Origin of the sequence: Methylomonas albis (genome assembly GCF_014850955.1) — a bacterium.
Classification (GTDB): domain Bacteria; phylum Pseudomonadota; class Gammaproteobacteria; order Methylococcales; family Methylomonadaceae; genus Methylomonas; species Methylomonas albis.
The window spans coordinates 4910195-4935622 of the sequence record NZ_JACXSS010000001.1; the positions used below are offsets into that span (position 1 = coordinate 4910195).

24 protein-coding genes are annotated in these 25428 nt (G+C 51.2%); 17 read left to right on the forward strand and 7 right to left on the reverse strand.

Going from position 1 to position 25428, the window contains the following annotated elements:
- Window positions 1–24: 24 nt before the first annotated feature.
- Entirely contained in the window at window positions 25–369 is a 345-nt protein-coding gene (gene bamE, locus EBA_RS22115; protein WP_020484282.1) for an outer membrane protein assembly factor BamE domain-containing protein, read from the reverse strand.
- Between the two features lie 110 nt (window positions 370–479).
- On the opposite strand from bamE, the gene EBA_RS22120 reads away from it, so the two are divergent.
- Together EBA_RS22120 and EBA_RS22125 are read left to right on the forward strand one after the other, a co-directional pair.
- A complete protein-coding gene (locus EBA_RS22120) occupies window positions 480–2084 on the forward strand; it encodes a protein adenylyltransferase SelO (RefSeq protein WP_192376750.1) in 1605 nt (534 codons plus the stop codon).
- Window positions 2085–2196: 112 nt separating this feature from the next.
- A complete protein-coding gene (locus EBA_RS22125; RefSeq protein WP_192376751.1) occupies window positions 2197–3966 on the forward strand; it encodes a retention module-containing protein in 1770 nt (589 codons plus the stop codon).
- A gap of 71 nt (window positions 3967–4037) precedes the next feature.
- On the opposite strand, the gene EBA_RS22130 is transcribed toward EBA_RS22125, so the two are convergent.
- A complete protein-coding gene (locus tag EBA_RS22130) occupies window positions 4038–4610 on the reverse strand; it encodes a VPLPA-CTERM sorting domain-containing protein (protein ID WP_192376752.1) in 573 nt (190 codons plus the stop codon).
- A gap of 283 nt (window positions 4611–4893) precedes the next feature.
- Between EBA_RS22130 and aceE the strand changes: the two genes are divergently transcribed.
- The 6 genes from aceE (at window position 4894) to EBA_RS22160 (ending at window position 12633) form a co-directional block, all read left to right on the forward strand.
- Window positions 4894–7566: a pyruvate dehydrogenase (acetyl-transferring), homodimeric type gene (aceE, locus tag EBA_RS22135; protein WP_192376753.1), complete on the forward strand. Its 2673-nt coding sequence runs from the start codon at window positions 4894–4896 to the stop codon at window positions 7564–7566.
- A 13-nt stretch (window positions 7567–7579) separates the two neighbouring features.
- Entirely contained in the window at window positions 7580–8875 is a 1296-nt protein-coding gene (locus EBA_RS22140; RefSeq protein WP_192376754.1) for a 2-oxo acid dehydrogenase subunit E2, read from the forward strand.
- 100 nt (window positions 8876–8975) lie between these two features.
- Window positions 8976–9479, forward strand: coding sequence for an REP-associated tyrosine transposase (locus EBA_RS22145; protein ID WP_192376755.1), 504 nt, complete (start codon window positions 8976–8978; stop codon window positions 9477–9479).
- Window positions 9480–9573: 94 nt separating this feature from the next.
- Window positions 9574–10566 (forward strand): hypothetical protein, encoded by a 993-nt coding sequence (locus EBA_RS22150; RefSeq protein ID WP_192376756.1) that lies wholly within the window; start codon window positions 9574–9576, stop codon window positions 10564–10566.
- Between the two features lie 108 nt (window positions 10567–10674).
- Window positions 10675–12090, forward strand: coding sequence for a dihydrolipoyl dehydrogenase (lpdA, locus tag EBA_RS22155; RefSeq protein ID WP_192376757.1), 1416 nt, complete (start codon window positions 10675–10677; stop codon window positions 12088–12090).
- A 96-nt stretch (window positions 12091–12186) separates the two neighbouring features.
- On the forward strand, window positions 12187–12633 hold the full coding sequence (locus EBA_RS22160; protein ID WP_192376758.1) for a hypothetical protein: 447 nt from the start codon (window positions 12187–12189) through the stop codon (window positions 12631–12633).
- Window positions 12634–12679: 46 nt separating this feature from the next.
- On the opposite strand, the gene EBA_RS22165 is transcribed toward EBA_RS22160, so the two are convergent.
- The 3 genes from EBA_RS22165 to mutY all read right to left on the reverse strand — a co-directional run bounded on the left by EBA_RS22165 (window position 12680) and on the right by mutY (window position 14714).
- On the reverse strand, window positions 12680–13225 hold the full coding sequence (locus EBA_RS22165; RefSeq protein ID WP_192376759.1) for a globin family protein: 546 nt from the start codon (window positions 13223–13225) through the stop codon (window positions 12680–12682).
- Window positions 13226–13390: 165 nt separating this feature from the next.
- Window positions 13391–13663: an oxidative damage protection protein gene (locus EBA_RS22170; protein ID WP_192376760.1), complete on the reverse strand. Its 273-nt coding sequence runs from the start codon at window positions 13661–13663 to the stop codon at window positions 13391–13393.
- Window positions 13647–14714 carry an A/G-specific adenine glycosylase gene (gene mutY, locus EBA_RS22175; RefSeq protein ID WP_192376761.1) on the reverse strand — a complete coding sequence of 356 codons (1068 nt, stop codon included), beginning with the start codon at window positions 14712–14714 and terminating at the stop codon, window positions 13647–13649. The genes EBA_RS22170 and mutY overlap by 17 nt, the downstream gene beginning before the upstream one ends.
- 299 nt (window positions 14715–15013) lie before the next feature.
- Here mutY and EBA_RS22180 point away from each other — a divergent pair, with 299 nt between their 5' ends.
- Window positions 15014–15694: a zinc ribbon domain-containing protein gene (locus tag EBA_RS22180; protein WP_192376762.1), complete on the forward strand. Its 681-nt coding sequence runs from the start codon at window positions 15014–15016 to the stop codon at window positions 15692–15694.
- 143 nt (window positions 15695–15837) lie between these two features.
- Here EBA_RS22180 and EBA_RS22185 read toward each other — a convergent pair whose 3' ends face one another.
- Together EBA_RS22185 and EBA_RS22190 are read right to left on the reverse strand one after the other, a co-directional pair.
- A complete protein-coding gene (locus tag EBA_RS22185) occupies window positions 15838–16104 on the reverse strand; it encodes a hypothetical protein (protein WP_192376763.1) in 267 nt (88 codons plus the stop codon).
- 130 nt (window positions 16105–16234) lie between these two features.
- Window positions 16235–16603, reverse strand: a complete 369-nt coding sequence (locus EBA_RS22190) for a hypothetical protein (protein WP_192376764.1) — start codon at window positions 16601–16603, stop codon at window positions 16235–16237.
- A 471-nt stretch (window positions 16604–17074) separates the two neighbouring features.
- Here EBA_RS22190 and EBA_RS22195 point away from each other — a divergent pair, with 471 nt between their 5' ends.
- The 8 genes from EBA_RS22195 (at window position 17075) to EBA_RS22230 (ending at window position 25399) form a co-directional block, all read left to right on the forward strand.
- Window positions 17075–19372 carry a PKD domain-containing protein gene (locus tag EBA_RS22195; protein WP_192376765.1) on the forward strand — a complete coding sequence of 766 codons (2298 nt, stop codon included), beginning with the start codon at window positions 17075–17077 and terminating at the stop codon, window positions 19370–19372.
- A 289-nt stretch (window positions 19373–19661) separates the two neighbouring features.
- Complete coding sequence (locus tag EBA_RS22200) at window positions 19662–21545, forward strand: ATP-binding cassette domain-containing protein (protein ID WP_192376766.1); 1884 nt, start codon at window positions 19662–19664, stop codon at window positions 21543–21545.
- 2 nt (window positions 21546–21547) lie between these two features.
- The gene (locus EBA_RS22205; RefSeq protein ID WP_192376767.1) at window positions 21548–22057 is read left to right on the forward strand and encodes a hypothetical protein; all 510 of its coding nucleotides are present in this window, start codon (window positions 21548–21550) and stop codon (window positions 22055–22057) included.
- An 8-nt stretch (window positions 22058–22065) separates the two neighbouring features.
- Complete coding sequence (locus EBA_RS22210) at window positions 22066–22509, forward strand: universal stress protein (RefSeq protein ID WP_192376768.1); 444 nt, start codon at window positions 22066–22068, stop codon at window positions 22507–22509.
- The gene (gene cobU, locus EBA_RS22215; RefSeq protein ID WP_192376769.1) at window positions 22502–23029 is read left to right on the forward strand and encodes a bifunctional adenosylcobinamide kinase/adenosylcobinamide-phosphate guanylyltransferase; all 528 of its coding nucleotides are present in this window, start codon (window positions 22502–22504) and stop codon (window positions 23027–23029) included. The genes EBA_RS22210 and cobU overlap by 8 nt, the downstream gene beginning before the upstream one ends.
- Before the next feature lie 7 nt (window positions 23030–23036).
- Complete coding sequence (gene cobT / locus EBA_RS22220) at window positions 23037–24077, forward strand: nicotinate-nucleotide--dimethylbenzimidazole phosphoribosyltransferase (RefSeq protein WP_192376770.1); 1041 nt, start codon at window positions 23037–23039, stop codon at window positions 24075–24077.
- 183 nt (window positions 24078–24260) lie between these two features.
- On the forward strand, window positions 24261–24674 hold the full coding sequence (locus EBA_RS22225) for a TM2 domain-containing protein (protein WP_192376771.1): 414 nt from the start codon (window positions 24261–24263) through the stop codon (window positions 24672–24674).
- A gap of 2 nt (window positions 24675–24676) precedes the next feature.
- Window positions 24677–25399 carry an adenosylcobinamide-GDP ribazoletransferase gene (locus EBA_RS22230; protein WP_192376772.1) on the forward strand — a complete coding sequence of 241 codons (723 nt, stop codon included), beginning with the start codon at window positions 24677–24679 and terminating at the stop codon, window positions 25397–25399.
- Window positions 25400–25428: the final 29 nt, after the last annotated feature.

The window sequence follows — 25428 nt, forward strand, 5'->3', positions numbered from 1 at the left end:
GCGCGCAAACACCGGTCACCAATATTATTTGCGGGTAGAGCTAAAGGTGTAAGAACGCACCACACCTTGCGCATCAAAGCGAATCAGCAAATCCTGGGAATCGTTACCGCCGAACAAGGCATATTTGTAGATCCCGTAAGTCCAGGTAGGCTTACCATCTTCCATGCCGGTGCGCCAAGGGGTACCGAACATTTCGGTAATATCTTGCTTGCGGGTTTGGCCGACTTTGATTTCCGGCACTCTGACCGGCGAGAATTCTTGACCAACGGTAAAACAGCCAGTCAATTGCGTCGTCGCCAAGCTTGCGACCAGCAGCAGTGAACTAAAGCCAAAGGCGCGTGGTCCGCGTTTTGCAAGAAAGTTTTTCATTTGTATTCCCTGAGTGAAAAGTTGATTGAGATAAAACAGCTGTTAGTGGCTTATCTTAGCCGGTTCCAGTCGCGATTCGAAAATTTTTTAGCCACCGACAGAATGTCATCATGCCTACCGAAAACGACAACTCAGCCCTCGATAATCTGAACTTCGACAATCGTTTTGTCCGTGAGTTGCCAGGTGATCCCGAACCGGACAATTTTCGGCGCCAGGTTTATTTCGCCTGTTATTCCTGGGCACTACCCACGCCGGCGAAACAGCCGCAGGTGCTTGCTTATTCCCAGGAAGTGGCCGACGACTTGGGCTTATCCGCCGAGACCTGTGAATCGGAGGATTTTGCCCGAGTATTCGCCGGTAGCCGACTGGCAAAAGGCATGGAAGCTTATGCGCTGTGTTACGGCGGCCATCAATTCGGCCATTGGGCCGGCCAGCTCGGCGATGGCCGGGCCATCAACCTGGGCGAGGTCGTTAATAGCCGCAATCAACGCTACACCTTGCAATTAAAGGGCGCCGGCTTGACGCCTTACTCACGCAGCGCCGACGGTTTGGCGGTATTACGCTCATCGGTACGCGAATTTTTGTGCAGCGAAGCCATGCACCATCTCGGCGTACCGACGACTCGCGCCTTAAGTGTGACCCTGACTGGCCAGCAAGTCGTGCGCGATATGTTCTACGACGGTAATCCGCAAAGAGAAGCCGGTGCAGTGGTCTGTCGGGTCGCACAGTCGTTTACCCGCTTCGGCAGTTTTCAAATTTTCACCGCGCGCGACGATTTGGACTCCCTGAAAAAGTTGGTGGATTACACCATCCGTACCGATTTTCCGGAACTGGGCGAACCGTCGATTCCTGTCTACCTGAATTGGTTTAAAGAAGTATGCCGCAAAACCGCCGAGATGGTGGTGCACTGGCAGCGAGTCGGCTTTGTACACGGCGTGATGAACACCGACAATATGTCGATACTGGGTTTAACCATTGATTACGGCCCTTACGGTTGGCTGGAAAACTACGACCCGGATTGGACACCAAACACTACCGACGCCCAGGGTCGCCGCTACCGATTCGGCAATCAGGCGAAAATCGCCTATTGGAATTTGGTGCAACTCGCCAACGCCTTGTATCCCTTGATTATGCGCGCGGAAAGCTTGCAACAAGCCTTATTGGCCTTCACCGAAACTTTCGACGCCGGCTGGCAGGCTATGATGGCGGCCAAGCTGGGTTTAATCGGCTTCGAGCCAAGCGAAGACGAAGCCTTGGTCAATGAACTAACCCAGCTTTTACAAACCGCTGAAACCGATATGACCTTGTTTTATCGACAGCTGGCCGATATTGATGTAAGCACTGGTGCCGATTCGCTAGCGCAGTTTTTGGCTATGTTGCAGCAAACCAGCTACGAACCATTGACAGACGACGGCATAGAACAAGCCACACGCTGGTTCGAAGCCTATTGTCTGCGCAGTCAACGCGACAGCAGACTGCCGCTGGAGCGCAGAGCAGCGATGAACGCGGTCAATCCGAGGTACGTATTGCGTAATTATCTGGCTCAGTTGGCAATCGACCAGGCCGAGCAAGGCGATTTTGCCTTGGTGCGGGAATTGCTCGAAGTGCTGCGCAATCCGTACGCCGAACAACCGGATAAAGAGAGTTTTGCCGCTAAACGGCCCGACTGGGCTAAGCAGCGCGCCGGCTGTTCCATGCTGTCTTGCAGCTCCTAACGACTCGTCTCGGCAAATTTCGGACCAAGGTACTATGTCAGCTTGTTGAAATTAGCTTATTATTGGCGCTCTAAATCTCATTATTTAACTGGAATAATCTCCGGAGCAGAGCATGGCCCAAGAAATCGGTATCGTTAAAATCGTAACCGGCACCGTCACCGCAATAGCCGCAGACGGCAGTAAACGAATTTTGCAGGTAGGCGACCGCGTTTACCCCACCGATCTCTTGACCACTGCCGATGGCAGCACGGTGATGATACAACTTGCCAATGGCTCCTTGGTTGACATGGGCGGTAACGACAGCATGCAACTGGGCGCGGCTATACAAGAACAAGGCGAAGTTGCCCAGACCGCGCAAACCCCACCAGCGACCGGGCTCAGCGCTGAAGACATTCAGGCGGCCTTACTGGCCGGCGCCGATCCAACCGCAATAGCGGAAGCTACCGCTGCCGGCGGAGCGCCTGGCGCAGGAGGCGCACCGGGGGCCGGTAACGAAGGCCATGTGCCGGTTACCGTCGAGTACCTCAATCCGGTAGCGCCGGTCACCAATGGTTTTGATACCACTGGTCCCGGTATCGCGCTGGTCCCAATAGTGCCCGAAGTACTGATTTTAAACCCTGGCCAAGCCGCTGTTGCAGGCGATGTAATCGTGGATGAAAGTGAAGCTAGCGCTAACGTGTTGCCGACCGAATCTGGAATATTACTCATCAATGGCCTAGCCCCAGCATCGGTTGTGCTGTCGGCCAGCGGCGCAACTTGGGATAGCGCTACGCAAACATTGACCGCCAACGACGGCTCTTATCAAGTCGCCGTTAACAATGGCACATATACCTTCACTCTATTGCAAGCCTTGACCCACGCGAACACGGGATCACAGGAATCGCCTGCTATTGATTTTACATTTTCCGCAACGTTAAGCGATCTGAATGGCAATACGGCTAATACCAGCTTCACGGCCAGTGTATTCGACGACGGCCCTGTCGTTGCTAATAGCAATGGCAGCATTAAAGATGTTGCAGGCACCACATTGACCGGATTAATCGATTACGACCTAGGGTTTGACGGTTTGGGTGCAGTCAGATTGCAGGACTTGAATGGTAGATTAACCTCCAAATCGGACAGCCTTACCATCAAGATATTCGATTCAAACAACGATGGATTGGATGAGCTTTATGCTTTTGTCGACAGAGGTAATGAAAGTATAAACCTTACCGACATTCAAACTGAAGATCGCCTGGTATTTTCGTTGTCGCCAACCATCGACAGCGCTCCGGATGGCGCTTATAAGTTAACGCTATTCGACATATTGGATATGCCTGCCCCACCAGCTGTTGCTCTAACTTTTGACAACGCCAGCGTCGTTTCCCCAGGACAAATTTCTGTGGGTACGGTGCTGGTGGAAGGTGACAATCTTGCTTTAAGCCAAAACCACATTGGAGTTAACGACGCAGCCTTGGATAGAGGCGAGACGATTACGTTTAAATTCGGGACGGCGGTCAACGCCGTTCAGCTCAACGAGTTCAATGTCGATCAATCCGGCCCGGATAGGTTTTCCTGGACGGCCTTTAAAGACGGCAACTTAGTGGGCAGCAGAGCAAACGTTACCGCACCCGCCAGCGACGGCTTTACCTCGGCAATCAACGTAGTCGACGGCTACGATACATTGGTAATCCAAATGACTGCGGGCAAGTTCGAATTAGGGGGCCTAAAATACAATGTCCCTGGCGCCCAGAGTTTATCGTTAAACTTTGGCTTTACGGCGACCGACGGCGACGGCGATAGTGTTAGTGGTAGCTTTAGCGTCGATACCGGCGCGCTGTTAAACAATATCACCACGCCAATATTGCCAGATTTACAGCATCCGGATAGCGTCATTCACTAATCTTAGCAACTATCTGCTCACACAAAAAAACCGGCCTAAGCCGGTTTTTTTGTGTGAGCAGATAGTTGGGATCACATAGTTTTGCGCGACCTGCCGTAACTAAGCATACCGATTAAACCGCTCAGGAATAACCACGTTGCCGCCGGCAACGGCACAGCCGAGGTTTCATAAACCAAGGTCGCCTCGACAAAAGGCGGATGCAAGGCATTAAAGCCACCAGCGAACAGGCTATATTCCACGTCCGAGCTCAAATCCAGCTTAATAACAATGTTTTGATCGCTAGTCCAACTGACTAAATCGGCGGCATTTAACACAAGCACTTGGTCCCATTCCACAACATCGGCGTGATAGCTAGTGATAATGTTACCGCCGTCAGAAGGAGATACGATACCTTGCGACGCCCCCTCAACCATCACCTCAATATTCTCACTGGAATTATCACTGTAATCGCCACGAGCATGGATCAACAGGGTACCGTCAACCAAGGCTGCAAGCGGTGCGTTCTCGATTGTAAAGGTAAAAAGCTCACCGTCACTCTCCTGAGTTTGATGAAATACTTGAGATGTAAATATCGCGGCACTAGCCTCTAAACTTGCAGAAGCAAGAAACACAGCAAACAAGGATTTAAATATTCGATTACACATCAGGTTTCCTTAAAAATGAGTACTGGCGCAAATTTTACGGCATGTCGGCTTGCAATGCCACCTGTACTTAAGGGCTGAAAAGCAACAAATTCAATTCGGTTCCAGGCAAACAGCAACCATTAAGCTATTTCCAAAAACCAAACTCGCTCGGTTTTTGTCTGTTGGCAGGTTTTACCTGGATTGCAGCCCGATTAACTGGCGGTGGGCTGCTAAAAAAATATGCTCAAGCCGGTCATTTCGGGTATCCTTTTTAAGCTAATCCAACGTTTTCCAAGGTTCCGTAATGACCAACAATACCGATATTGCCGCCAGACACGATATTGATCCTGCTGAAACCCTAGAATGGATGGAGGCGCTGCAAGCGGTAATAGAAAAAGAAGGCGGCGAACGCGCCAGTTTTCTGATTGAAACCCTGCTCAGTACCGCCAGACAAGCCGGCATGGACATTCCGTTTTCGGCCAATACGCCTTATATCAATACCATCCCGATAGACCGGCAACCCAAATTCCCCGGTAATACCGACATTGAGCGCACCATCCGTTCTTACGTACGTTGGAACGCCATGATGATGGTGTTACGCGCCAACAAATACACCAACGTCGGCGGCCATATCGCCAGTTTCGCGTCTGCCGTCACCTTGTACGACGTCGGTCAAAATCATTTCTGGAACGCACCTTCGGATAAACACGGCGGCGACCTGATTTTCTCGCAAGGCCATTCCGCGCCGGGCACTTATGCTCATGCCTTCTTGTTGGGCCGTTTGAGTGAAGAGCAAATGGATAGTTTCAGACAGGAAGTCGGCGGCAACGGCTTGTCGTCTTATCCGCACCCTTGGCTGATGCCGGACTTCTGGCAATTCCCCACCGTATCGATGGGTCTGGGCCCGATTATGGCGATCTACCAAGCCCGCTTCATGCGCTACATGCAAAATCGCGGCTTTGCCAACACCGAAGGCCGTAAAGTTTGGGCCTTCCTGGGCGACGGCGAAACCGACGAACCGGAAACCCTGGGCGCTATCGGCATGGCCGGCCGCGAAAAGCTGGATAACCTGATTTTCGTCGTCAACTGCAACCTGCAACGTCTGGACGGCCCGGTACGCGGCAACGGCAAAATCATTCAAGAATTGGAAGCCAACTTCCGCGGCGCCAACTGGAATGTCATCAAAGTGATCTGGGGCCGGCGTTGGGACGCCATTCTGTCCCGCGACAAGGACGGTTTGGTGGTTAAACGCATGATGGAATGCGTCGATGGCGATTACCAAACCTTCAAATCCAAGGACGGCGCTTACGTCCGGGAAAAATTCTTTAATACACCCGAACTGCAGGAACTAGTCAAGGATTACACCGACCGCGACATATGGGAATTGAATCGCGGCGGCCACGACCCGATCAAAGTCTTCGCAGCCTTCAACGCGGCAGTCAACCATAGCGGCCAACCCACCGTAGTTCTGGCCAAAACCATCAAAGGTTACGGCATGGGGGATTCGGGACAGGCGCAAAACACCAGCCATCAACAAAAGAAGATGAGCATGGAATCGATCAAATACATCCGCGACCGCTATCAATTGCCGGTCAGCGACGAAGAATTGATCAATCTTCCTTACCTGCGTTTCGCGGAAGACTCTGCCGAACTGAATTATCTGCGTCAGCGTCGTGTCGATTTAGGCGGCTATTTGCCGGCTCGCCGAGCCAAATCTTACCCATTGGAAATCCCGGCCTTATCCGCTTTCAAAGCGTTGCTAGACGGCACTGGCGAAGGCCACGAAATTTCCACCACCATGGCTTTTGTTCGGATTCTGAACATCCTGGTCAAAGACAAACAAATCGGCAAGCGCGTAGTACCGATTGTCCCGGACGAATCGCGCACCTTCGGCATGGAAGGCATGTTCCGGCAGTTGGGTATCTGGTCGCAAGTAGGTCAGCTTTACACGCCGCAAGACGCCGAACAGTTGATGTTTTATAAGGAAGATAAGCACGGCCAGGTATTGCAGGAAGGTATCAACGAAGCAGGCGGCCTATGCGACTGGATTGCGGCCGGTACTGCGTATTCCACCCACGGCGTACCGATGATTCCATTCTTCATCTATTACTCGATGTTCGGCTTCCAAAGGGTCGGCGATTTGATCTGGGCCGCGGCAGACCAACGTACCCGCGGTTTCCTGCTGGGCGGCACCGCCGGCAGAACCACTTTGAACGGCGAAGGTTTGCAGCACGAAGACGGCCACAGCCATCTGATGTCGGCGACCGTGCCAAACTGCTATTCCTACGACCCCACCTTTGCCTGTGAATTAGCGGTGATCATCCAGGACGGCTTGCGCCGGATGTTCGTCGAACAGGAAGATATTTTCTATTACATCACCTTGATGAACGAAAACTACGACCAACCGGCCATGCCGGAAGGCGCGGAGGCCGACATTCTGAAAGGCATGTATTTGTTCAAAAAAGGCCCGAACAGCAAAAAGCCGCGCGTGCAACTGCTGGGTTCCGGCACCATCTTTATCGAAGTCATCGAAGCCGCCAAATTGCTGCACGATGACTGGGGTGTGGACGCCGATATTTGGAGCTGCCCAAGCTTTACCGAGCTGGCTCGCGACGGCCAAACCTGCGAACGTTGGAACCGGTTACATCCGGCCGAAAAGCCGCGTATCACTCATATCGCGCATTGTCTGGACAATAGTAAAGGACCGATTATTGCCGCTACCGATTACATGCGCGCCTTTGCCGAGCAGATTCGCCCATGGATGAAACGGCCTTATACGGTGCTGGGCACCGACGGTTTCGGCCGCTCGGACACCCGCGCCAAGCTGCGTAGTTTCTTCGAAGTGGACAGATACCACGTTACCGTTGCCGCATTGCACAGTCTGGCGCAAGCCGGCGAGTTCGATGCCGCCAAGGTCGAGGTAGCGATTGCCAAATACAACATCAACCCTGACGCAACCGCTCCTTGGTTGATTTAACGGAAAGCGACATATGAGTTCTTTAATCGAAATAAAGGTCCCCGACGTCGGCAATGTCCCTGAAATCGACATCGTCGAAGTGCTGATCAAGCCTGGCGACGTGGTCACTGTGGAGCAAACTTTGGCGGTGATGGAAACTGACAAAGCCACCATGGACTTACCGTCCAGTGCCGCCGGCACCATTAAAACCGTCCATATCAAGCCGGGCGACAAAGTCTCCGAGGGCACACTGATAGCCACGCTTGAAGTAGGTGAGGCAGCTGTTGCGGCGCCAGTCGAACCTGCGCCGGCCGCCACTGCAGCCCCAGTTGAACCAACTCCGGCACCGGTCGTGGAAGTCCCAAAAATTGAACCCGCACAACCTGTCACGGTGCCTGCTGCGCCTGTCGCAGCGAGCAGTGAAGGTTTCAAAGCGCACGCCACGCCCAGCGTCAGACTGTTTGCCCGCGAGTTGGGCGTTGATCTGAGCAAAATCCAAACCGGTAGCGGCCGCAAGGGCCGTATCTTGCAAGACGATGTGAAAAGCTTTGTCAAACAAGCGATGGCATCCGGCGGATCAACCAGCGGCGGCGCAGGCATACCGGCCATTCCAGCAGTCGATTTCACCCAATTCGGCGAAATCGAGGAAAAACCGCTCAGCAAAATCAAACGTCTGACCGGCCAAAATCTGACTCGCGTCTGGCTGAATCTGCCTTTGGTGACCTATCACGACGAAGTGGCCATCGATGCCATGGAAGACTTCCGTAAGTCGGTAAACGCCGGCTTGGCGAAGGATGCCGTCAAAGTTACCGGTCTGATCTTCATCATGAAGGCGCTGGTGGCGGCGATGCAAAAATATCCATCTTTCAACAGCTCCCTGTCTCCGGATGGCGAAAAGCTGATTTTCAAACATTATTTCCATATCGGCATTGCCGTCGACACCCCGAACGGCTTGGTGGTACCGGTGATCCGCGACGTAGATAAAAAAGGCATTTTTCAGCTTTCCAATGAACTGGCCGAGAAAAGCGAATTGGCCAGAACCGGCAAATTGAAACCTGCCGACATGCAGGGCGGCTGCATGACGATCTCCAGCCTGGGAGGCATCGGCGGCACGGCGTTTACGCCTATCGTCAACGCGCCGGAAGTGGCGATTTTGGGCGTCACCCGCTCGAAAGTGCAACCGGTCTGGAATGGTTCGAGCTTCGATCCTAAGCTGATGCTGCCGCTGGATATTACTTACGACCACCGCGTCATAGACGGTGCCGAAGGCGCGCGTTTCATGGAAGCGCTGAAAGCCAATTTGGGCGATATTCGGCGTTTGTTGTTGTAAGTAAATTGATGGATGCGCTTAACGCTTACCCATCCTGCGCAGTTTGTTCTAAGTGTAGGGTGGATAAGCGCCAGCGCTTCCACCAAAATCCGAAACAAACATGAGCGACTACCGGCGAGTATTCGTACCGGGCGGCAATTATTTTTTCACCGTGGTGACATACCGCCGCCGTCCCGTTTTCGAATTGCCGGAAAATATCGAATTATTGCGAACCGCGTTCAAACGGGTGATGGCGGAAAAGCCTTTCAAAATTGACGCCATGGTAATTCTCCCCGATCATTGTCATTGTATTTGGCAATTACCCGTCAGCGACCAGGATTTTTCCGGACGTTGGCGCGAAATCAAAAAATACGTTTCCAAACGCATTGGCGCGGTGGGAAAACGTCCTGGCGAAAGGGATATTTGGCAACGCCGTTTTTGGGAACACCAGATTCGCGACGAAGATGACTGGCGGCGACACATGGATTATATTCATTACAATCCGGTCAAGCATGGCTTGGCGCCATCGCCCATTGATTGGCCCTATTCTTCGTTCAAAAAGGCGGTCAAGGCCGGATGGTACGACGTTGACTGGCAGGAACGCTCAACCGGATTCGATTGTTGAACTTGAGCTAGAATGAAGTTAGATTTTGATGTGATGGATGCGCTGGCGCTTATCCATCCTACGTTGCTTTAGATTTAATCGATAAAGGGTGCAAATGGATATGCGGGTATATGCGATACTTTTTTTAATTATGCTGGTGTCCGCTTTTGTGGGAAGACGAGTTTTTAACAAAAGTCTCATTCGTCGAGCTGAAGCTCTAAGGTCTGGCCCCACACAGCGCCCCCATACGAGTATTACGGTCGAACGTGATGGCGGAGTAGTGTTTATTCGCCCTTGTATTGTATTTATCGATAACGAAAAAGTTGGTGATATTGCTCCGGGAGAAACAAAACATTTTCAAGTTGAATCTGGTGATCATCTTGTTCAAGTTCGGTTGGATTGGTGTCGCAGTAAAAAGTCCGTTGTCCATGTTGATTCCGGTACATCATCCCGTCTGCAATGCGGTGTTAGTAGTTCGATAGAAAGGGATGTAGGTAGCGCACTATGGCGATCTATTTTTACTCCGTGGAAAATTCTTTATTTGCATCCTATTTCCAATGGGAAAGATATAAAAATAGATGATGGCAAAGACTTAATACCCCTTACTTTGGGATTTTGCAATTTTTCTGGCGACGATTTTTTGCCATTTCTGGAGGATGATAAAGCTGCCTTAAGTCAGCTTTTCAAAAATATCAATATTGCGCCAGTAACGAAAATTCCAAGTTGTGAGGTTTTGTTCCTTTATGCCGACTTACTTGAAAATGGCATGTTGCGTGGGACTATAAATTCTGCTGGTATAAAACAAGTAGCCCAACTAACTGGCGCAAAAATTATAGTGTTAGCCTCGCCCAATGGCGAGCTGCCTATCCGGAATGCTATTAATCTACCGGGACCGAAAACGGCTAATTTGATATTTACTTTAAATAGAAACGGTGATGGCTTTAGTCGTTTTTTCCGTGATTTATTCGAATTGATGCGAGCCGGTAAGCCTATGTTAAATGCATGGCTAGAGCTGGCACCGCAACACGCAAATGCGATGCCAAGCTACGCTCCAGCAACTTTAGCGCTAAACGAAGCTGGCAATCTTCAATTTCCAGTAATGAGTTAATGAATACGCCATGCCTTTTCTTGCAAACCAAAACAATAATTATAAATAAACGGCTTGGTTGGAAAAATCAATCAAAAGCCATTTCAGTTTTTTTTAGGAGTTAAGGATATGAGCAATTCTGTCACGCATGCCGAAGTTTTAGTACTGGGCGGCGGCCCCGGCGGTTACACTGCTGCGTTTCGCGCCGCTGATTTGGGCAAGCAAGTCGTGTTGGTCGAACGCTACCCGGTATTGGGCGGGGTTTGTTTGAATGTTGGCTGTATTCCGTCCAAAGCCTTGCTTCACGCCGCGCAAGTGATACACGAAGCGGAAGCCATGGCCGAACATGGCGTCAGTTTCGGTAAACCCAACATCGATCTTGACCAGATCCGCGCCTGGAAACAAAGCGTCAGCCAAAGTCTGAATCAAGGCCTGGGCAAATTGGCCAAACAACGCAAAGTTACGGTAATCAATGGCGTCGGCAAATTCGCCGCCGCGAACAGCTTAACCGTGACCAGCGAGGCCGGCGTACAAACCGTCACATTCGATAACGCGATTATTGCCGCCGGCTCGCAACCAACCAAAATCCCCAGCTTTCCGCATGACGACCCGCGCGTTTGGGATTCCACCGATGCATTGGAACTGAAAACGGTTCCGGAAAATCTGCTGATCGTCGGCGGTGGCATCATCGGCCTGGAAATGGCGACGGTTTATCATGCGCTGGGTTCGAAAATCAGCGTCGTTGAGTTGATGGATCAGATTATCCCCGGCTGCGATAAAGACTTGGTCACGCCGCTGCAACGCAAGATCAAAAAACAGTATGAAAACCTGTGGTTGCAAACCAGCGTCAAGGCGATGGAAGCTACCGACGCCGGCATTAAAGTCACGATGGAAGGTAAAAATGCACCGGAATCGGAAGTGTTCGATGCGGTGTTGGTCGCTGTCGGCCGCCGGCCGAACGGGAAACTGATCGATGCCGACAAAGCCGGCGTGAACGTCGACGAACGCGGCTTCATCCCAGTGGACAAGCAAGGTCGTACCAACATCAGCAATATTTTTGCGATCGGCGACATCGTCGGTAATCCGATGCTGGCCCACAAAGCCACGCACGAAGGCAAGATCGCCGCTGAAGTGATTGCTGGCCATAAAGCCGGTTTCGATGCACTAACCATTCCATCGGTCGCTTATACCGATCCCGAAGTAGCATGGATGGGCTTAACCGAAACCCAGGCGCAGCAACAAGGCGTGGAATTCAATAAGGCTGTGTTTCCATGGGCTGCCAGTGGCAGGTCTCTGGCGCTAGGTCGTAGTGAAGGTATTACCAAAATCCTCACCGACAAAACCACCGGTCGCGTTCTCGGTGCCGGCTTTACCGGGCCTGGCGCTGGAGAATTGGTGGCAGAAGCGGTGCTGGCTTTGGAAATGGGCGCGGATGCAACCGATATTAGTTTGAGCATCCACCCGCATCCAACGTTGTCAGAAACCTTTGCGTTTGCGGCGGAGATGATAGAGGGGACGATTACCGACCTGTATGTAAAGAAATAGTCCTTATTTTGCGAAGCGCAAAATTCGTGCGCGGGTTAAAAGTCAGCCTGCCAATTTTTCGGTGATAACACCGACATCATATAGAAGGAACAGCGAGTGGAAAAATTTGTCTTTGGGGCTGGCGAGGATGATAGAAAAAGATTGCTGAATTTCGTTGATGCTCTGCAGCAGTTTTTAGATAAGGTGATAAATAACGGCGAGTATTTTCAACCGAAATTTCGCGATGATTATAGAAAAGCCTGGATGGAACTTAATTCCAATTTTTCGGCTTTAAAAGACGCCTTGCAACGCGCCGAAACCCACACTTTGTTAGCTCAAGGCTTATTGGGAACCCAGCTAAATCTAAAACTGGCCGTCGTCAATCATTTTTTAGGCGAATTTTTACTGTACGGACTAGAAATTATCGGCGGCCACAAACTGCTTGAAAAACTTTTATCCGTTGTCAGCAAATTGCTGGCAAACATGGCAACCGCAGTGGGCACCGGCTTAGCCATTCAGAGCTTCGTAGATTTTCTTGTTGCAATGATCAAGGACGACAGCTAGGGTTGCAATGCCTAAGCGAGAGAAACCCTAGCTACCAAAACGCTATTCAAGCGGCTTTCTTAACTTCTACGCCTCTAGCCAAAAGACCATGTCTGCCTTTCTCTGCCAAAGCCAGCATTTGATAGGCCAGATCGTCGGCAATATTCAGTTGTTTTAAAGAGTCGGCCAAATGTTCCATCACAATGTCGTAATGGAAGTCGTCAGGTCCGAGCTTGATCAAAAAACAATGGGAGGGGCTTAACAAAGTAATGTTTCTGATCTCTTGCCCACCGACAATATCCAGCAGGAACGCAAAATCATTGCCGGTGACCAAGCTAGGTTTGGCATTAGTGCGAGCAAACGCAGTAGTAAAATACGTATCCAATGCCTCCAATACTTGCTCGTCGGCACTATTGAAACTATTGAAGTAAACCCTTAAATATGCCTTTAAGGCCTCCGCCTGCTCCGCAGCAGGCCGGGTGAAAAAGAAGCGGTTTATGCGGTAGTCATCCAGCATTTTTGCATACAACACATCGACTATTTTACCTATCAGGGCTTGGTCGTTGAGCGTAGCACGCAAAGCTTGTATCTGTGGAGCTGCGGTTGCGTTCATAATTTTTCTCCGGACAATAGTTTTGACATTCATCCAAAGCTTTCCAGCCCAAGCCAATTTGTCAAACTTTTTTCGCGATTTAAAATAAACAAAACCTATACAGAAATTATTCGGACACTACCGCAGGGATGCCCCCTACAACTCACCCGCCTAGCTTCAACGATACTAATCCTTTTTAGGCACATAGCCCTCCGGCAATTCGAAGCCACCGGCAAACAAAAATTTCTCGCGCTCGGTTTCCAATATCTTTTTTGCGGCTGGATCGAAACTGGACAGCCGCTGCTCGTTTATGATCATGGTTTGCATCGCCAACCAGTCTTTCCAGGCCTGTTTCGATACATGATCGAAAATGCGTTGGCCGTTGACACCCGGAAATGGCGGTGAATCAAGGCCTTCAGCCTCAACGCCCAGTTTTACGCATTTAATCATTCTCGTCATTTTGATCCTCTGTGAAATGTTGTTGCAGCAGACGCTTGATCGGCGCCGGTAGACCTAAAGTATTAATATCGGCAGTTTTATACCAAACCGTCCGCTCACCTTCCATCACATTGTTTATGGGGTTTTCCAGTGTCGCCAGCAGCGGGATGTAATCCAGATGATAGTGCGAAAAACTGTGACGCTGGCTAGGCAAGGTTTGCGATGTATGAATTCGATAATTACCGTGTAAACACCAATCTTGCAAAGCCTGTGGATCGGCAAACTCCGGTAAGCTCCAAAGACCTCCCCAAATACCGGTCGGCGGCCGCCTTTCCAGCAATATCCGGTTTTCGTCATCCACTAACAGCAAAAAATATAATTGTTTTACCGGTAAATCCTTGCGGGGCTTGGAACCAGGCAAATGCTTTACCAAGCCCAACTGCCTTGCCTGACAGCCAGCAGCGACCGGACAAACTTCGCATAACGGTTTGCTACGGGTGCAGAGCGTGGCGCCCAAATCCATCATTGCCTGCGTGTAATCTCCGGTTCTTTGCCTCGGCGTATAACGCTGACTAATTTGCCAAAGCCGTGCAGCCACTTTATTCTCGCCAGGCCAGCCATGCACGGCATGAAACCGCGCCAGCACGCGTTTGACGTTGCCGTCCAGGATAGGCTGGCTTTGCCCACATGCGATGCTGAGTATCGCCCCGGCTGTGGAGCGGCCGATACCGGGCAAAGCGCTGAGCTCTGCTACTGTTTGCGGAAATGCACCGGCATTGTCCGCAACGATTTGCGCGGTTTTGTGCAGGTTCCTGGCGCGAGCATAATAGCCAAGCCCGGACCAGTGCTGTAACACCTCGTCCAGTTCTGCGCTTGCCAGGCTTTGCACTGTTGGAAATCTGGCGACAAATCGATTGAAATAAGCAATCACGCTGACTACTTGAGTTTGCTGCAACATAATCTCAGACACCCAGACTCGATAGGGATTAATCTCCAGTTGCCAAGGCAAATCTTTGCGACCGTGCATATCAAACCAGATGAAGAGTTTTTGTTGGAATTGTTCAGGGGACATGTGGCTTAGGGAGAAGGAGAAATCAACTGGGGATTGCTATTGAATAGTACCGTATCGGATTTAGATACGGCAAAAACCATTTGCGATGATATCGCCAAGCTGGAAATAACTAGCGACCGGCTTGGTTATCATCAAAGGCCATTTGTCTGCGCGGGAGGGTGTAAGAATTTTTGTGTGATATTCTCCACTTATCCCACTCAAGCCCGGCTCAAAGGAACGCTGGTGGGTGAATGGGCAATAAAATTCATTCGATATATCGATTCAAATTAAGTCCCCCATAAACAGGAGTTGGAACGCGTATGTTTTCTTTAATTTCCTCCGCGAATAATGCATGGCAGCGAGCCGCACAGCTATTTATCACCATTGCCAGCATCCTGCTTATAGGCAAGCTAATTACGCTAGTGCCGGTGATGACGGAATTGGAAGTGGCTGGGGTATTTAAGGCTGCAGCCGTTGTCTGGTTTCTAGCCAGACTAGCAGCATTAATCTTATTTTATTTTTTCGCCAGCTACGTTATAGAAGCCATTCCCAATAGCGGCGGTATCTTGTCATTTGCCAGAGGTATTGCCGAGCCTTTAACCGCGCTGCTGATTGTGATTACCGTGCAGGCCTTATTTTGGGAATTATTAGCACCATTCGTCGATGGCCTGGGTAGAACGATTTACCATAGCAGCGCAATCATCCTGATTGTAAGTGTCAGCATTTGGTTCGTGCTCAGGGCTTATCGCCATGCGGCTTACTTGGTCGATACGCTCGCTAAGCTGGCTGAAATAGTGACGGGATTTATCCCCCCGCAAAAACAAGCCTGCACTCAGTGCGGCGCAGAAATTGCCGCAAACGCTCATTTCTGCAATGCATGCGGACATAAAACCCGGACATCCGATACTTGTTCGGCATGCGGGGCGGATGTTACGGATGATCAACAATATTGTCAGAACTGCGGATCGGCGCTAGGCAAGGCGACAATAACAGACAGTTGATGAATAGGCTGGGCTTACTGCTGAAATAAAGACCGCACGCCTTCAACGCTCAATTCCATGCAGCCTAACAAAGGCGCTCGAAGTCCATCACCATCTGCCAAGACTGAGACATCGGTAGCGGCTAGCTTTTGGATTTATACAACTCATTCGGATAGGCGTTTGGCCACTCGTTGATAAGCTTCTTTCAACTCATCGCCGACAATTTTGGCCTTGGCGATATATTCCTCAGAGGTTTCAATTGACTCGTCGGCAATCTCAGCGGCCTTATTTTTAATCTGTACCCACTGTTTTTCCGCTGCTTCGAATTCATCCTTGGCCTCCATTGAGGCTAGATGCAATTTCAGCTGCAATTCCTCGCGAACCGAATCCAGATTAACGAGCAAACTTTCAAATTCGTTTCTTAACGACATAACTCACCTCTTTGCTTGATTGGAAACTTGTAATAACTCTTCAGACCATTGCCGACAATTAAAGTTTATTTTGTTAGGGCTGGGTGTCTTGAACGCTCTGTTCTTAAGTTTATCTGCCAGTCAACCGCCGCTAATAAGTCCATTCGCCAATTTCGTCCACTAGCACGTCCTTTTCACCCTTGACTACTCTCAATGCACCGGCCTCCAAAACCAAATAATTAATATTGCCGATCTTGAACTGATAGCCCAGAAATTTACAAGGTGTTACACCATCAGCGCACATTGCATGCTTGGTGCTGCCTTTTAGGTCAATTGATTTTCCGGTTTTTTTTGATATGCCGTGATAGCTGACATTATCGCAACTAACGTTGCCTTCTTCGCAGTGCGTGGTAATCGTGACAACGTAATTAGCAGTGGTGAGTATATCCGCGCCACAAGCTTGGGATCCCGTTACCAATACGATTGCAGCGATTAATTGCAGTAATAAGGGCAATTTCATGTGTTAATCTCCTCAAGTGATAGGTCGTCGGCGACCATGCGTGCATCGCTACTAAATCAGTCTAGACGATTTAGCAGACAACACTTTTTGCGCTAAAAAACGAATTGATTGAATAACATTGAGTCCGCGTAAAATTCTGCTAGGATTCTGCGTAGTATTAAACGGGCCCGTTGCTTCCTTAGAGATCATCCCCGCGAATACCACACCCGGTACGTGAGTCCTTAGTGATCGCCATTAATCCAACTTGATAATAAGGGCTTCGAGCGCGAACACAGCGGCATTGAATGGCTGGGTTACTGAAGACCGCTTGGTACTGATGCGTTTAGTTTTCCCCTTCTTTTCATAAACGCCACTCCGATCTCAAAATTTTTCGACACCTTGTTGTTTACTCTACAAACAGAACTATTCGCCTGTATCTACCGGTTTTTTTGGAATAGGTACAGTGATCTTTCAATGCACGGGAGTCCCATCATGAACAAACAAACACTTATCGCATCCGCCGTACTGACCACCTTAGTGGGTTGCGCCACACCGCCGGTTGAACAAAATACCTCAATTGAAAATGACTTGAGCACAGCGTTACCGGCCTCGGCTGCCGGTATTTCCTCAGAACCGCTGTACTTTTCTTCACAACAAGAAGCCGAAAGCGCATTGGTTGGCTACAACTATGGCTTGACCCTGCTTACCGATGGCCGAGTTCAAGCATTCGTCTCCGGTTTAAATGGGTCCGGCATGGAAAACCCGTTCGAAGTCGTTAGGGCAAAATCACAAAACACCTCAGCCAGGATTGCCGACCTCGCCGAGGCGGAAACCGAAATGGCATTTCCGCAAATTACGCTAACAGGCAAAAAAAACGGTCAGGCCGCTATCGACGCATTGGGCGATAAGCTTGGGGACGTAGCTAAAGCCTACGACATGTCCAGCGAACGCCTGGAAGATATATTGCGAACCGATTCATCGGCCTGGATCGATGAAAGTGGTCGCTTGCTTTATATTGATGACCATACCAAAGTTCCTCCGGGTCAAGGCGAACAAGAAACCGCCACCGCTACCAGCGCTGGTAGCGCCACGGCAAGCACGACCACTACCGATCCATTCGCCCTGCACAGTAAGCCTGGTTCCAATCGGGTTATCTATTTGGATTTCAATGGCCACGTCGCGACCAACACTGCCTGGAGTATGACTACGCTTACCGCTCAAGCCTATGATATCGATGGCAACCCGGGCGCTTTCAGCAATACGGAATTAAATAACATTCGCGAAATATGGCAACGTGTAGCGGAAGACTACGCCCCATTCGATGTTGACGTTACTACTCAGGAACCTACTTTGGATGCCTTGAGGCGCAGTAGCACCACCGACGTGCAGTACGGCACTCGAGCCGTGGTTACCCGATCTATGCCGGAACTTTGCAACCAAACATGCGGCGGCGTAGCTTACGTTAACGTGTTTTCGTATTATTCAGCCGCCTACCCGGAACGCTATCGGCCCGCCTGGGTGTTCTTCGACAAACTGGGCAACGGTTATCCCAAATACGTTGCCGAAGCTATTTCGCACGAAGTCGGGCACAACTTAAACCTGAATCATGATGGTAATGCCACCACCGGCTACTATGCCGGCCACGGTAGCGGTGCGACCGGCTGGGCGCCGATCATGGGTGTGGGCTACTACAAACCCGTCTCACAATGGAGTAAAGGCGAGTATCCGGGCGCCAACAATCTGCAGGATGATCTCGCGGTGATAAGTGCCGCAGGTGCCGCAGTGCGGCCTGACGACTTCCCCGATACGACGGCCAGTGCAGCACCTTTAGCCGGCGATGCCAGCGCGATTTCACAAAGTGGCATCATCGAGCGCACAACGGACGTCGACGTTTTCGCGTTTTCAACAGGCGGGGGAAGTGCGCAGTTGAATGTTACACCCGATGCAATTGCCCCCAATTTGGATGTGTTGCTAAAATTAATTGACGCGCAAGGCAATACCGTTGCTCAAGCCAATCCAGTGGACAGTTTGGCAGCGTCCTTAAACGTTTCACTCAACGCCGGAAAATATTTTCTGAAAATCGAAGGGGTTGGTAAAGGCGACTTAACTACGGGTTACTCTGACTACGGCAGCCTTGGTCAATACCAAATTACCGGCAATTATCCCATTGAGGCTGCAGTTCCTCCCGCAGCGGTAATTTCCGCCCTGCCAACAGTCGGCGATGCACCATTAAACGTAACCCTGAATGGTTCCGGCTCTAGCGCTAGAAGTGGCTCTATCTCTTCATATGCATGGAATTTCGGCGATGGCTCAGCAGCAACCAGCGGCGCCTCGGTCAACCATATCTACAACACCCCTGGGGCCTACACAGCAACCCTGACAGTTACCGATAGTAGCGGCTTGAAAACCAGCACCAGCCAAAGTATTCAGGCGGCGCAAAGTGTCGCGGCAATAAACATGAAAGTTGCCAGTACCATAGTGACTCGCAAATTGTTAAGCGGCGGTAAATCGCAATGCGTCGCCGACATTGCCGTCAAATCCGGAACATCAACAATTACCGGAGCAGGCATTTATGGCACTTGGAGCGGTTCAGTCACCTCCGGTACGACAAAAACCAATGTGACCGGGACCAGCTATTCTATTACCGGCACCAAAGGCACCGCCAGCCTGAGCAGTGCACTGCTGCCCAGCAACAGTAAAGGCACTTGCGCATTCACAGTTACCAAGGTAGTCAAGAGCGGCTATTTGTACGACGGTAGCGGTGCCATTGCACGCAGTTTATCCTGGTAATTAAAATGCTTAGGAAGGCTTACTCTTAAGCCTTCCCCAGCTAAACGATGGCGTTGTCCCGGCTGAAGATAAACAGTCCGAAGCCGGGATAACCTAAAAACTTTTCCACACCTACTCGCATTCCCTAGCCGTTATCCCCTCGCGCCCCAATATAGTTGTTCGGCTCGGCAAAAAACAAGCCAAACAGCAAACTCACACAATCCAACGTAAACTGCAAAAGACGCGCGCCCCTCTCCCGCGCTAAAATTCCCCTATTGTGCGGCGTCGCACCCAGCCAAATTTCACCATCATGCTCAATTTCAAAAACATCGCCATCCGTCGCGGCAACCGTCTGCTGTTTAGCGAGGCCTCTTTCACGATACATAAAGGTCAGAAAATCGGCCTGACCGGCGCCAACGGGGCCGGCAAATCCAGCCTTTTTGCGTTACTGCGCGGGGAATTACATGCCGACGAAGGCGATTTTTCCATGCCGCCGAATTTGGAAATCGCGCATGTTGCCCAGGAAACGCCGGCCTTGGAATGTTCAGCCATAGACTATGTGCTGGACGGCGACCGCGAACTGCGCGCGTTGCAAGGAAAATTGCAGGCGGCGGAGCAAGCTCACGACGGCCTGAAACTCGCGGAATTGCACGCTGCTCTGGATCATGTCGGCGGGTATACCGCCCAAGCGCGGGCATCGCGATTACTGAACGGCCTGGGTTTCAGCACCGAGCAGGAAAGCCGGCCTGTCAGCTCTTTTTCCGGCGGCTGGCGCATGCGCTTGAATCTGGCGCAAGCGCTGATGTGCCGCTCGGATGTGTTATTGCTGGACGAGCCTACCAACCATCTGGACTTGGACGCAGTGATTTATCTACAGGATTGGCTCGGTAAATACCCCGGCACGCTGCTGTTGATTTCCCATGACCGCGATTTTCTAGACACCATCACTGACCACATCGTCCACATCGAACAAAACAGAGCCGAAATATACACGGGCAATTATTCCGACTTCGAACGCATGCGCGCCGAAAAACTGGCTCAGCAACAAACCGCCTACGAAAAACAGCAGCGCGAAATTGCCCATATCCAAAGCTTTGTTGACCGTTTTAAAGCGCAAGCCACCAAGGCCAGACAGGCACAAAGCCGCATCAAAGCGTTGGAGCGGATGGAGCTGATCGCTCAGGCTCATGTCGATTCGCCGTTTGGTTTTAGTTTTCCGCCGCCGAAAAAAATGCCTAACCCGCTGCTAAAAATCGAAGAGGCCGACATTGGTTACGGCGATAAAGTGGTAATAAAAAACGCCAGCCTATCCATTGCGCCTGGCGACCGTATCGGCCTGCTGGGCCCCAATGGGGCCGGCAAGTCCAGCCTGATCAAAGTACTTTCCGGGCAAATGCCGGCATTGACTGGTAAGCTACAGACCGCTCAGGATTTGCATATCGGCTATTTCGCTCAGCATCAGCTAGAACTGCTGAGCCTGGAAGAAAGCCCGCTCTGGCATCTGCAAAAGCTGGACAAGCAGGCTACAGAGAAGGATTTGCGCAATTTTTTGGGCGGCTTTGATTTTCGCGGCGACAAGGTCAACGATCCGGTTGGACCGTTTTCCGGCGGCGAAAAAGCCCGCTTGGTGCTGGCGATGTTGGTTTATCAAAACCCGAATTTGTTGCTGTTGGACGAACCGACCAACCATCTGGACCTAGAAATGCGCCATGCCTTGAGTGTGGCCTTGCAGGAATATCAGGGCGCCATCGTGGTAGTGTCGCATGACAGGCATTTACTACGGTCGGTGACCGACCAATTGTTATTGGTGGCCGGCGGCAAGATGCAAGCGTTCGACGGCGATCTGGACGATTACAAGCAATGGCTGGCCGAGCAGAAAAAAGCAGGCGACGAACCGGTGGCGACCGACAATGGCGGGGTATCGCGCAAGGATCAGCGAAAACTGGATGCCGAGCGTCGGCAGCGTTTAAAACCGTTGTTGGACGCGGTGAAAAAAGCTGAAGCGGCGGTGGAAAATTTTCATCAACAGCAGCGCGACCTGGAAGAACAATTGGCCGACCCGGCCATTTATGTCGAGGAATATAAGGAACAATTAAAGCAATTACTGAGTCGGAAAGGCCAAATCGATAGCGCGCTGGAACAGGCAGAAATGGATTGGCTGGCAGCGGAGGAAAACCTACAACAAGCGGAGTGAACATGTACCAACTGATGGTGTTGTTTTTTGAGATTTGCATTCTGCGCAAAGGGCCGCAGGATGTGCCCGCATCGCCTTGGCTGTTGCGGCTGATGTTCATTCCCTACCTACTGATCAATCTGCTGATTTTGCTGCTGGACAGCGATTGGTCGCATGCCTTGCTGCAGATCGGTGCGGAGACCGTATTAATGGTGGGTTTCTGCTATCCGCTATTATATTTTTCTGGCAAAACCTACCGCTTTCCGCAAACCCTTACCGCATTATTGGGTGCAGATGTGGTAATTAGTTTGTGCGCCATTCCGGCGGTCGCCAGCCTGAATACTCAGATCAGTCAGGTGGCCTATATCGCGATGATAGTGCTGATGGCCTGGCACTGGCTGGTCAATGGCAATATTTTCCGGCATGCCCTGGATAGACCCCTAATGTTCGGCTTGGCGCTGGCTTTTTTATATATACTGATTTCCACGCAGGTGATGACCTTGCTGTTTACCGAGATTGCCGCTAGCAATTAGGAGGATTTATGACAATTTATAAACATGTTTTATTGGCTGCCGATTTTTTTGAACATGGCGATCAAGTTGCGGAAAAAGCCAAACAAATCGCCACGCAAAACAATGCTCAACTGAGCTTGGTGCATGTCGTCGATAATCTGCCGATTACCGACCCGGCTTACGGCCCCATTATTCCGTTCGATGTGGATTTGACCCAGGAATTGATGGAAGCCACCAAAAAGCGACTGAGTGAATTGGGTGAAAAACTGAATGTTCCTGCGGAGCGCCAATATTTGGAAATGGGTAGCCCCAAACTGGAAATCGTCCGAGTAGCCGAAGAGATTCAGGCCGACTTGATCGTCGTGGGTTCGCACGGCCGCCATGGTTTTGCTTTGTTGCTCGGCTCGACTGCAAACGGCGTACTGCATCACGCCAAATGCGATGTACTGGCGGTGCGGTTAGCGGATGATTGAGCTGGTTTTGGGCGGTGCCCGTTCCGGTAAAAGCCGCTATGCCGAGCAACAAGCTTTGGCCTGTGGTTTACCAGTAGTGTATATCGCTACCGCCGAAGCCGGCGACGACGAGATGCACAGCCGCATCCAACATCACCAACAACGCCGCCCGGCACACTGGCTAACCGTTGAAGAACCCATCGCTTTGGCCAAGGTAATTAGCGAGTATGCAGGCAAACAACATTGCTTGCTGGTCGATTGCCTGACGCTTTGGTTGTGTAATGTGTTATTCGATAAACAAGGCAATCTGCAAGAGCAGCGCTATCGCCAACAGGCCGATGCCTTATGCGCGGCGCTGGCGACAGGCCGGCAACGCGTCATTATGGTTAGCAACGAAGTCGGCTTGGGTGTCGTAGCCGCCGACGCGATGACGCGCCGTTTCGTCGACGAAGCCGGCTTTTTACATCAAAAACTCGCGCAAATCAGCGACAAGGTGGTGCTGGTCACCGCCGGTTTGCCGCAAATCCTCAAACACGTCTAATTTCATTATGAACAGCTTATCCGCGCCGATTGCCGCGCCCGATGCAGGCTATTACCAACACGCATTGGACAGACAGACGCAATTAACCAAACCGCCCGGCTCCTTGGGTTTGCTGGAAGATTGCGCGGTAAGATTAGCGGCGATGCAGCACAACGAACGGCCTAAGCTGGAAAGAATTCACATCAGCGTATTTGCCGCCGATCACGGCATTGCCGAAGAAGGCGTCTCGGCGTTTCCGCAAGTGGTCACGATGGAGATGGTAAAAAACTTCGCAGCCGGCGGCGCAGCGGTGAATGTGCTGGCCCGCCATGTCGATGCGCATTTCGAAGTAGTCGATGTCGGGCTATTACAGCCAGTGGCTTTACCCAATATCATCAGCCATCGAGCCGGCGCAGGCACCGCCAACTTCAATCGGACGGCGGCGATGAACGACGCACAATTAACTATCGCCTTGGCCGCCGGCCAAGCTGCCGTCGAGCGGGCCGTAGCGAACCAGGCTGATTTATTTATTGGCGGCGAAATGGGCATCGCCAATACCACCAGCGCCAGTGCACTGGCAGCCGCCAGCTTGCGGATACCCGCCGCCGAAATTACCGGCGCCGGTACTGGCCTGAACGCCGGACAAATCGATCACAAAGCCGGCGTCATCGACTCAGCCTTACAACAGCACCAAGCCGCTTTGCGCTCGCCATTGGATATTTTAAAAGCCTTAGGTGGCTTCGAAATCGCCGCATTAACCGCAGCCTACATCAGCGCAGCCCAAAATGGTTTACCGGTGTTGATCGACGGGTTTATCAGCAGCGTTGCAGCTTTGCTGGCGACGGGTATTAATCCCGGTTGCGTAGATTGGTTTTTTTACGGCCATTGTTCCGCAGAAAAAGGCCATGCCCGCGTACTGCAAGCACTAAATGCGCGGCCGTTGTTAAATCTGGAAATGCGTCTGGGCGAAGGTAGCGGTGCGGTGTTGGCAGTACCGTTGTTGCAAATGGCCTGCCACTTACACAATGAAATGGCTACATTCAGTCAGGCGCAAGTCTCCACTGCTTGAAATAGTCTGTCCGCCGGCCATCTGTTTCAGGTGCAATAGCGGGGTCTTTGGCTTTCCCGTATCATGAGCGTCGAAAAATAAGCTTGGCTAATTATTGTCGAGCTTGCTTTAAGACCCGCAGCTGCCCGCGATGACAAGCTGCACATAATAATAAAAACATATAACGATGATTTGGTAAACAACATGCTAGGACACATAGAAAGTTACGATGAAAGATGCCAGACCGGCGTGATCAAATACGAAGGTCAATTCTACGAATTCCATCTCGATCAATGGACATCGGAAGCGCCACCAAAACTCGGCGACGACGTGGATTTCGATCACGAAAGCGGCAAAGTCACCGACGTCAGTCTGGTCGGCGCTTATCTGATGGAAGCCAAACCAGTCAAAAGCAAGATAGTGGCAGCTTTACTGGGCATCGCGTTCGGCGCGATCGGTTTACATCGCATTTATCTGGGCTTTTATTTTCTCGGATTTACCCAAGCCGTAGTCACGCTGATTACCGGCGGTTTCGGCGTCATGTGGGGCTTCATAGAAGGCGTGTTGATTGCCACGGGGCATATCTACAAAGATGCCAAGGGACGTCATCTGAAATAGTCGTGGATGCTTTTCTAGTCGCCTTGCAATTTCTGACTCGCATACCCGTTAGCTATCGCTATGACACTGGCGCGCCCGTATTGGGGCGTTCGGTTTTGTATTATCCTGCGGTAGGTATGCTGCTGGGTATTCTAATGGGTCTGCCGGCGATGCTGTTTGCCGGCAGTTCGCCTATGTTGCTCGCGGCAATCGTGTTGGCAATATGGGTGTTACTGACCGGCGGTTTGCATTTGGACGGTCTGGCCGATTGTGCCGATGCTTGGGTGGGTGGCCACGGCGATAAGCAGCGCAGCCTACAAATCATGAAAGATCCGGCTTCCGGGCCGATTGCGGTTAGTGTGCTGATCCTTGTTTTAATGCTGAAGTTTGCCGCGCTGACCGCCATGTTCGAACAATCTCGCCTCGCCCCCATGCTGATAGCTCCGGTTTTAGGCCGCGCCGTAATCCTGGGGTTGATGCTGACAACAGACTATGTTCGCCCGCAAGGTTTAGCCGAAGCGCTACTACAACAACTGCCAAGGTCGAAAGCAAATTGGGCGTTTGTAACCAGCGTCCTGATCGCTATTGTATTTTTAGGCTTGCCAGCGGTACTGCTTGCCGGCGGCGTATTATTTTGGGTACGGCAATCCGCTATGTCGCGCTTGGGCGGCGTAACCGGCGACGTATACGGTGCGGCGGTTGAGCTGACAGAAGCGGCCGTACTCGTTGCGGCTATGCTGCCATGACACCGCGAATTCCACGGTCGCCAGCAATT

Bases quoted from the DNA above. Each gene is read 5' to 3' on its own strand.
- bamE (WP_020484282.1), bottom strand. From the start codon at position 369: ATGAAAAACTTTCTTGCAAAACGCGGACCACGCGCCTTTGGCTTTAGT.
- EBA_RS22120 (WP_192376750.1), top strand. From the start codon at position 480: ATGCCTACCGAAAACGACAACTCAGCCCTCGATAATCTGAACTTCGAC.
- EBA_RS22125 (WP_192376751.1), top strand. From the start codon at position 2,197: ATGGCCCAAGAAATCGGTATCGTTAAAATCGTAACCGGCACCGTCACC.
- EBA_RS22130 (WP_192376752.1), bottom strand. From the start codon at position 4,610: ATGTGTAATCGAATATTTAAATCCTTGTTTGCTGTGTTTCTTGCTTCT.
- aceE (WP_192376753.1), top strand. From the start codon at position 4,894: ATGACCAACAATACCGATATTGCCGCCAGACACGATATTGATCCTGCT.
- EBA_RS22140 (WP_192376754.1), top strand. From the start codon at position 7,580: ATGAGTTCTTTAATCGAAATAAAGGTCCCCGACGTCGGCAATGTCCCT.
- EBA_RS22145 (WP_192376755.1), top strand. From the start codon at position 8,976: ATGAGCGACTACCGGCGAGTATTCGTACCGGGCGGCAATTATTTTTTC.
- EBA_RS22150 (WP_192376756.1), top strand. From the start codon at position 9,574: ATGGATATGCGGGTATATGCGATACTTTTTTTAATTATGCTGGTGTCC.
- lpdA (WP_192376757.1), top strand. From the start codon at position 10,675: ATGAGCAATTCTGTCACGCATGCCGAAGTTTTAGTACTGGGCGGCGGC.
- EBA_RS22165 (WP_192376759.1), bottom strand. From the start codon at position 13,225: ATGAACGCAACCGCAGCTCCACAGATACAAGCTTTGCGTGCTACGCTC.
- EBA_RS22170 (WP_192376760.1), bottom strand. From the start codon at position 13,663: ATGACGAGAATGATTAAATGCGTAAAACTGGGCGTTGAGGCTGAAGGC.
- mutY (WP_192376761.1), bottom strand. From the start codon at position 14,714: ATGTCCCCTGAACAATTCCAACAAAAACTCTTCATCTGGTTTGATATG.
- EBA_RS22180 (WP_192376762.1), top strand. From the start codon at position 15,014: ATGTTTTCTTTAATTTCCTCCGCGAATAATGCATGGCAGCGAGCCGCA.
- EBA_RS22185 (WP_192376763.1), bottom strand. From the start codon at position 16,104: ATGTCGTTAAGAAACGAATTTGAAAGTTTGCTCGTTAATCTGGATTCG.
- EBA_RS22190 (WP_192376764.1), bottom strand. From the start codon at position 16,603: ATGAAATTGCCCTTATTACTGCAATTAATCGCTGCAATCGTATTGGTA.
- EBA_RS22195 (WP_192376765.1), top strand. From the start codon at position 17,075: ATGAACAAACAAACACTTATCGCATCCGCCGTACTGACCACCTTAGTG.
- EBA_RS22200 (WP_192376766.1), top strand. From the start codon at position 19,662: ATGCTCAATTTCAAAAACATCGCCATCCGTCGCGGCAACCGTCTGCTG.
- EBA_RS22205 (WP_192376767.1), top strand. From the start codon at position 21,548: ATGTACCAACTGATGGTGTTGTTTTTTGAGATTTGCATTCTGCGCAAA.
- EBA_RS22210 (WP_192376768.1), top strand. From the start codon at position 22,066: ATGACAATTTATAAACATGTTTTATTGGCTGCCGATTTTTTTGAACAT.
- cobU (WP_192376769.1), top strand. From the start codon at position 22,502: ATGATTGAGCTGGTTTTGGGCGGTGCCCGTTCCGGTAAAAGCCGCTAT.
- cobT (WP_192376770.1), top strand. From the start codon at position 23,037: ATGAACAGCTTATCCGCGCCGATTGCCGCGCCCGATGCAGGCTATTAC.
- EBA_RS22225 (WP_192376771.1), top strand. From the start codon at position 24,261: ATGCTAGGACACATAGAAAGTTACGATGAAAGATGCCAGACCGGCGTG.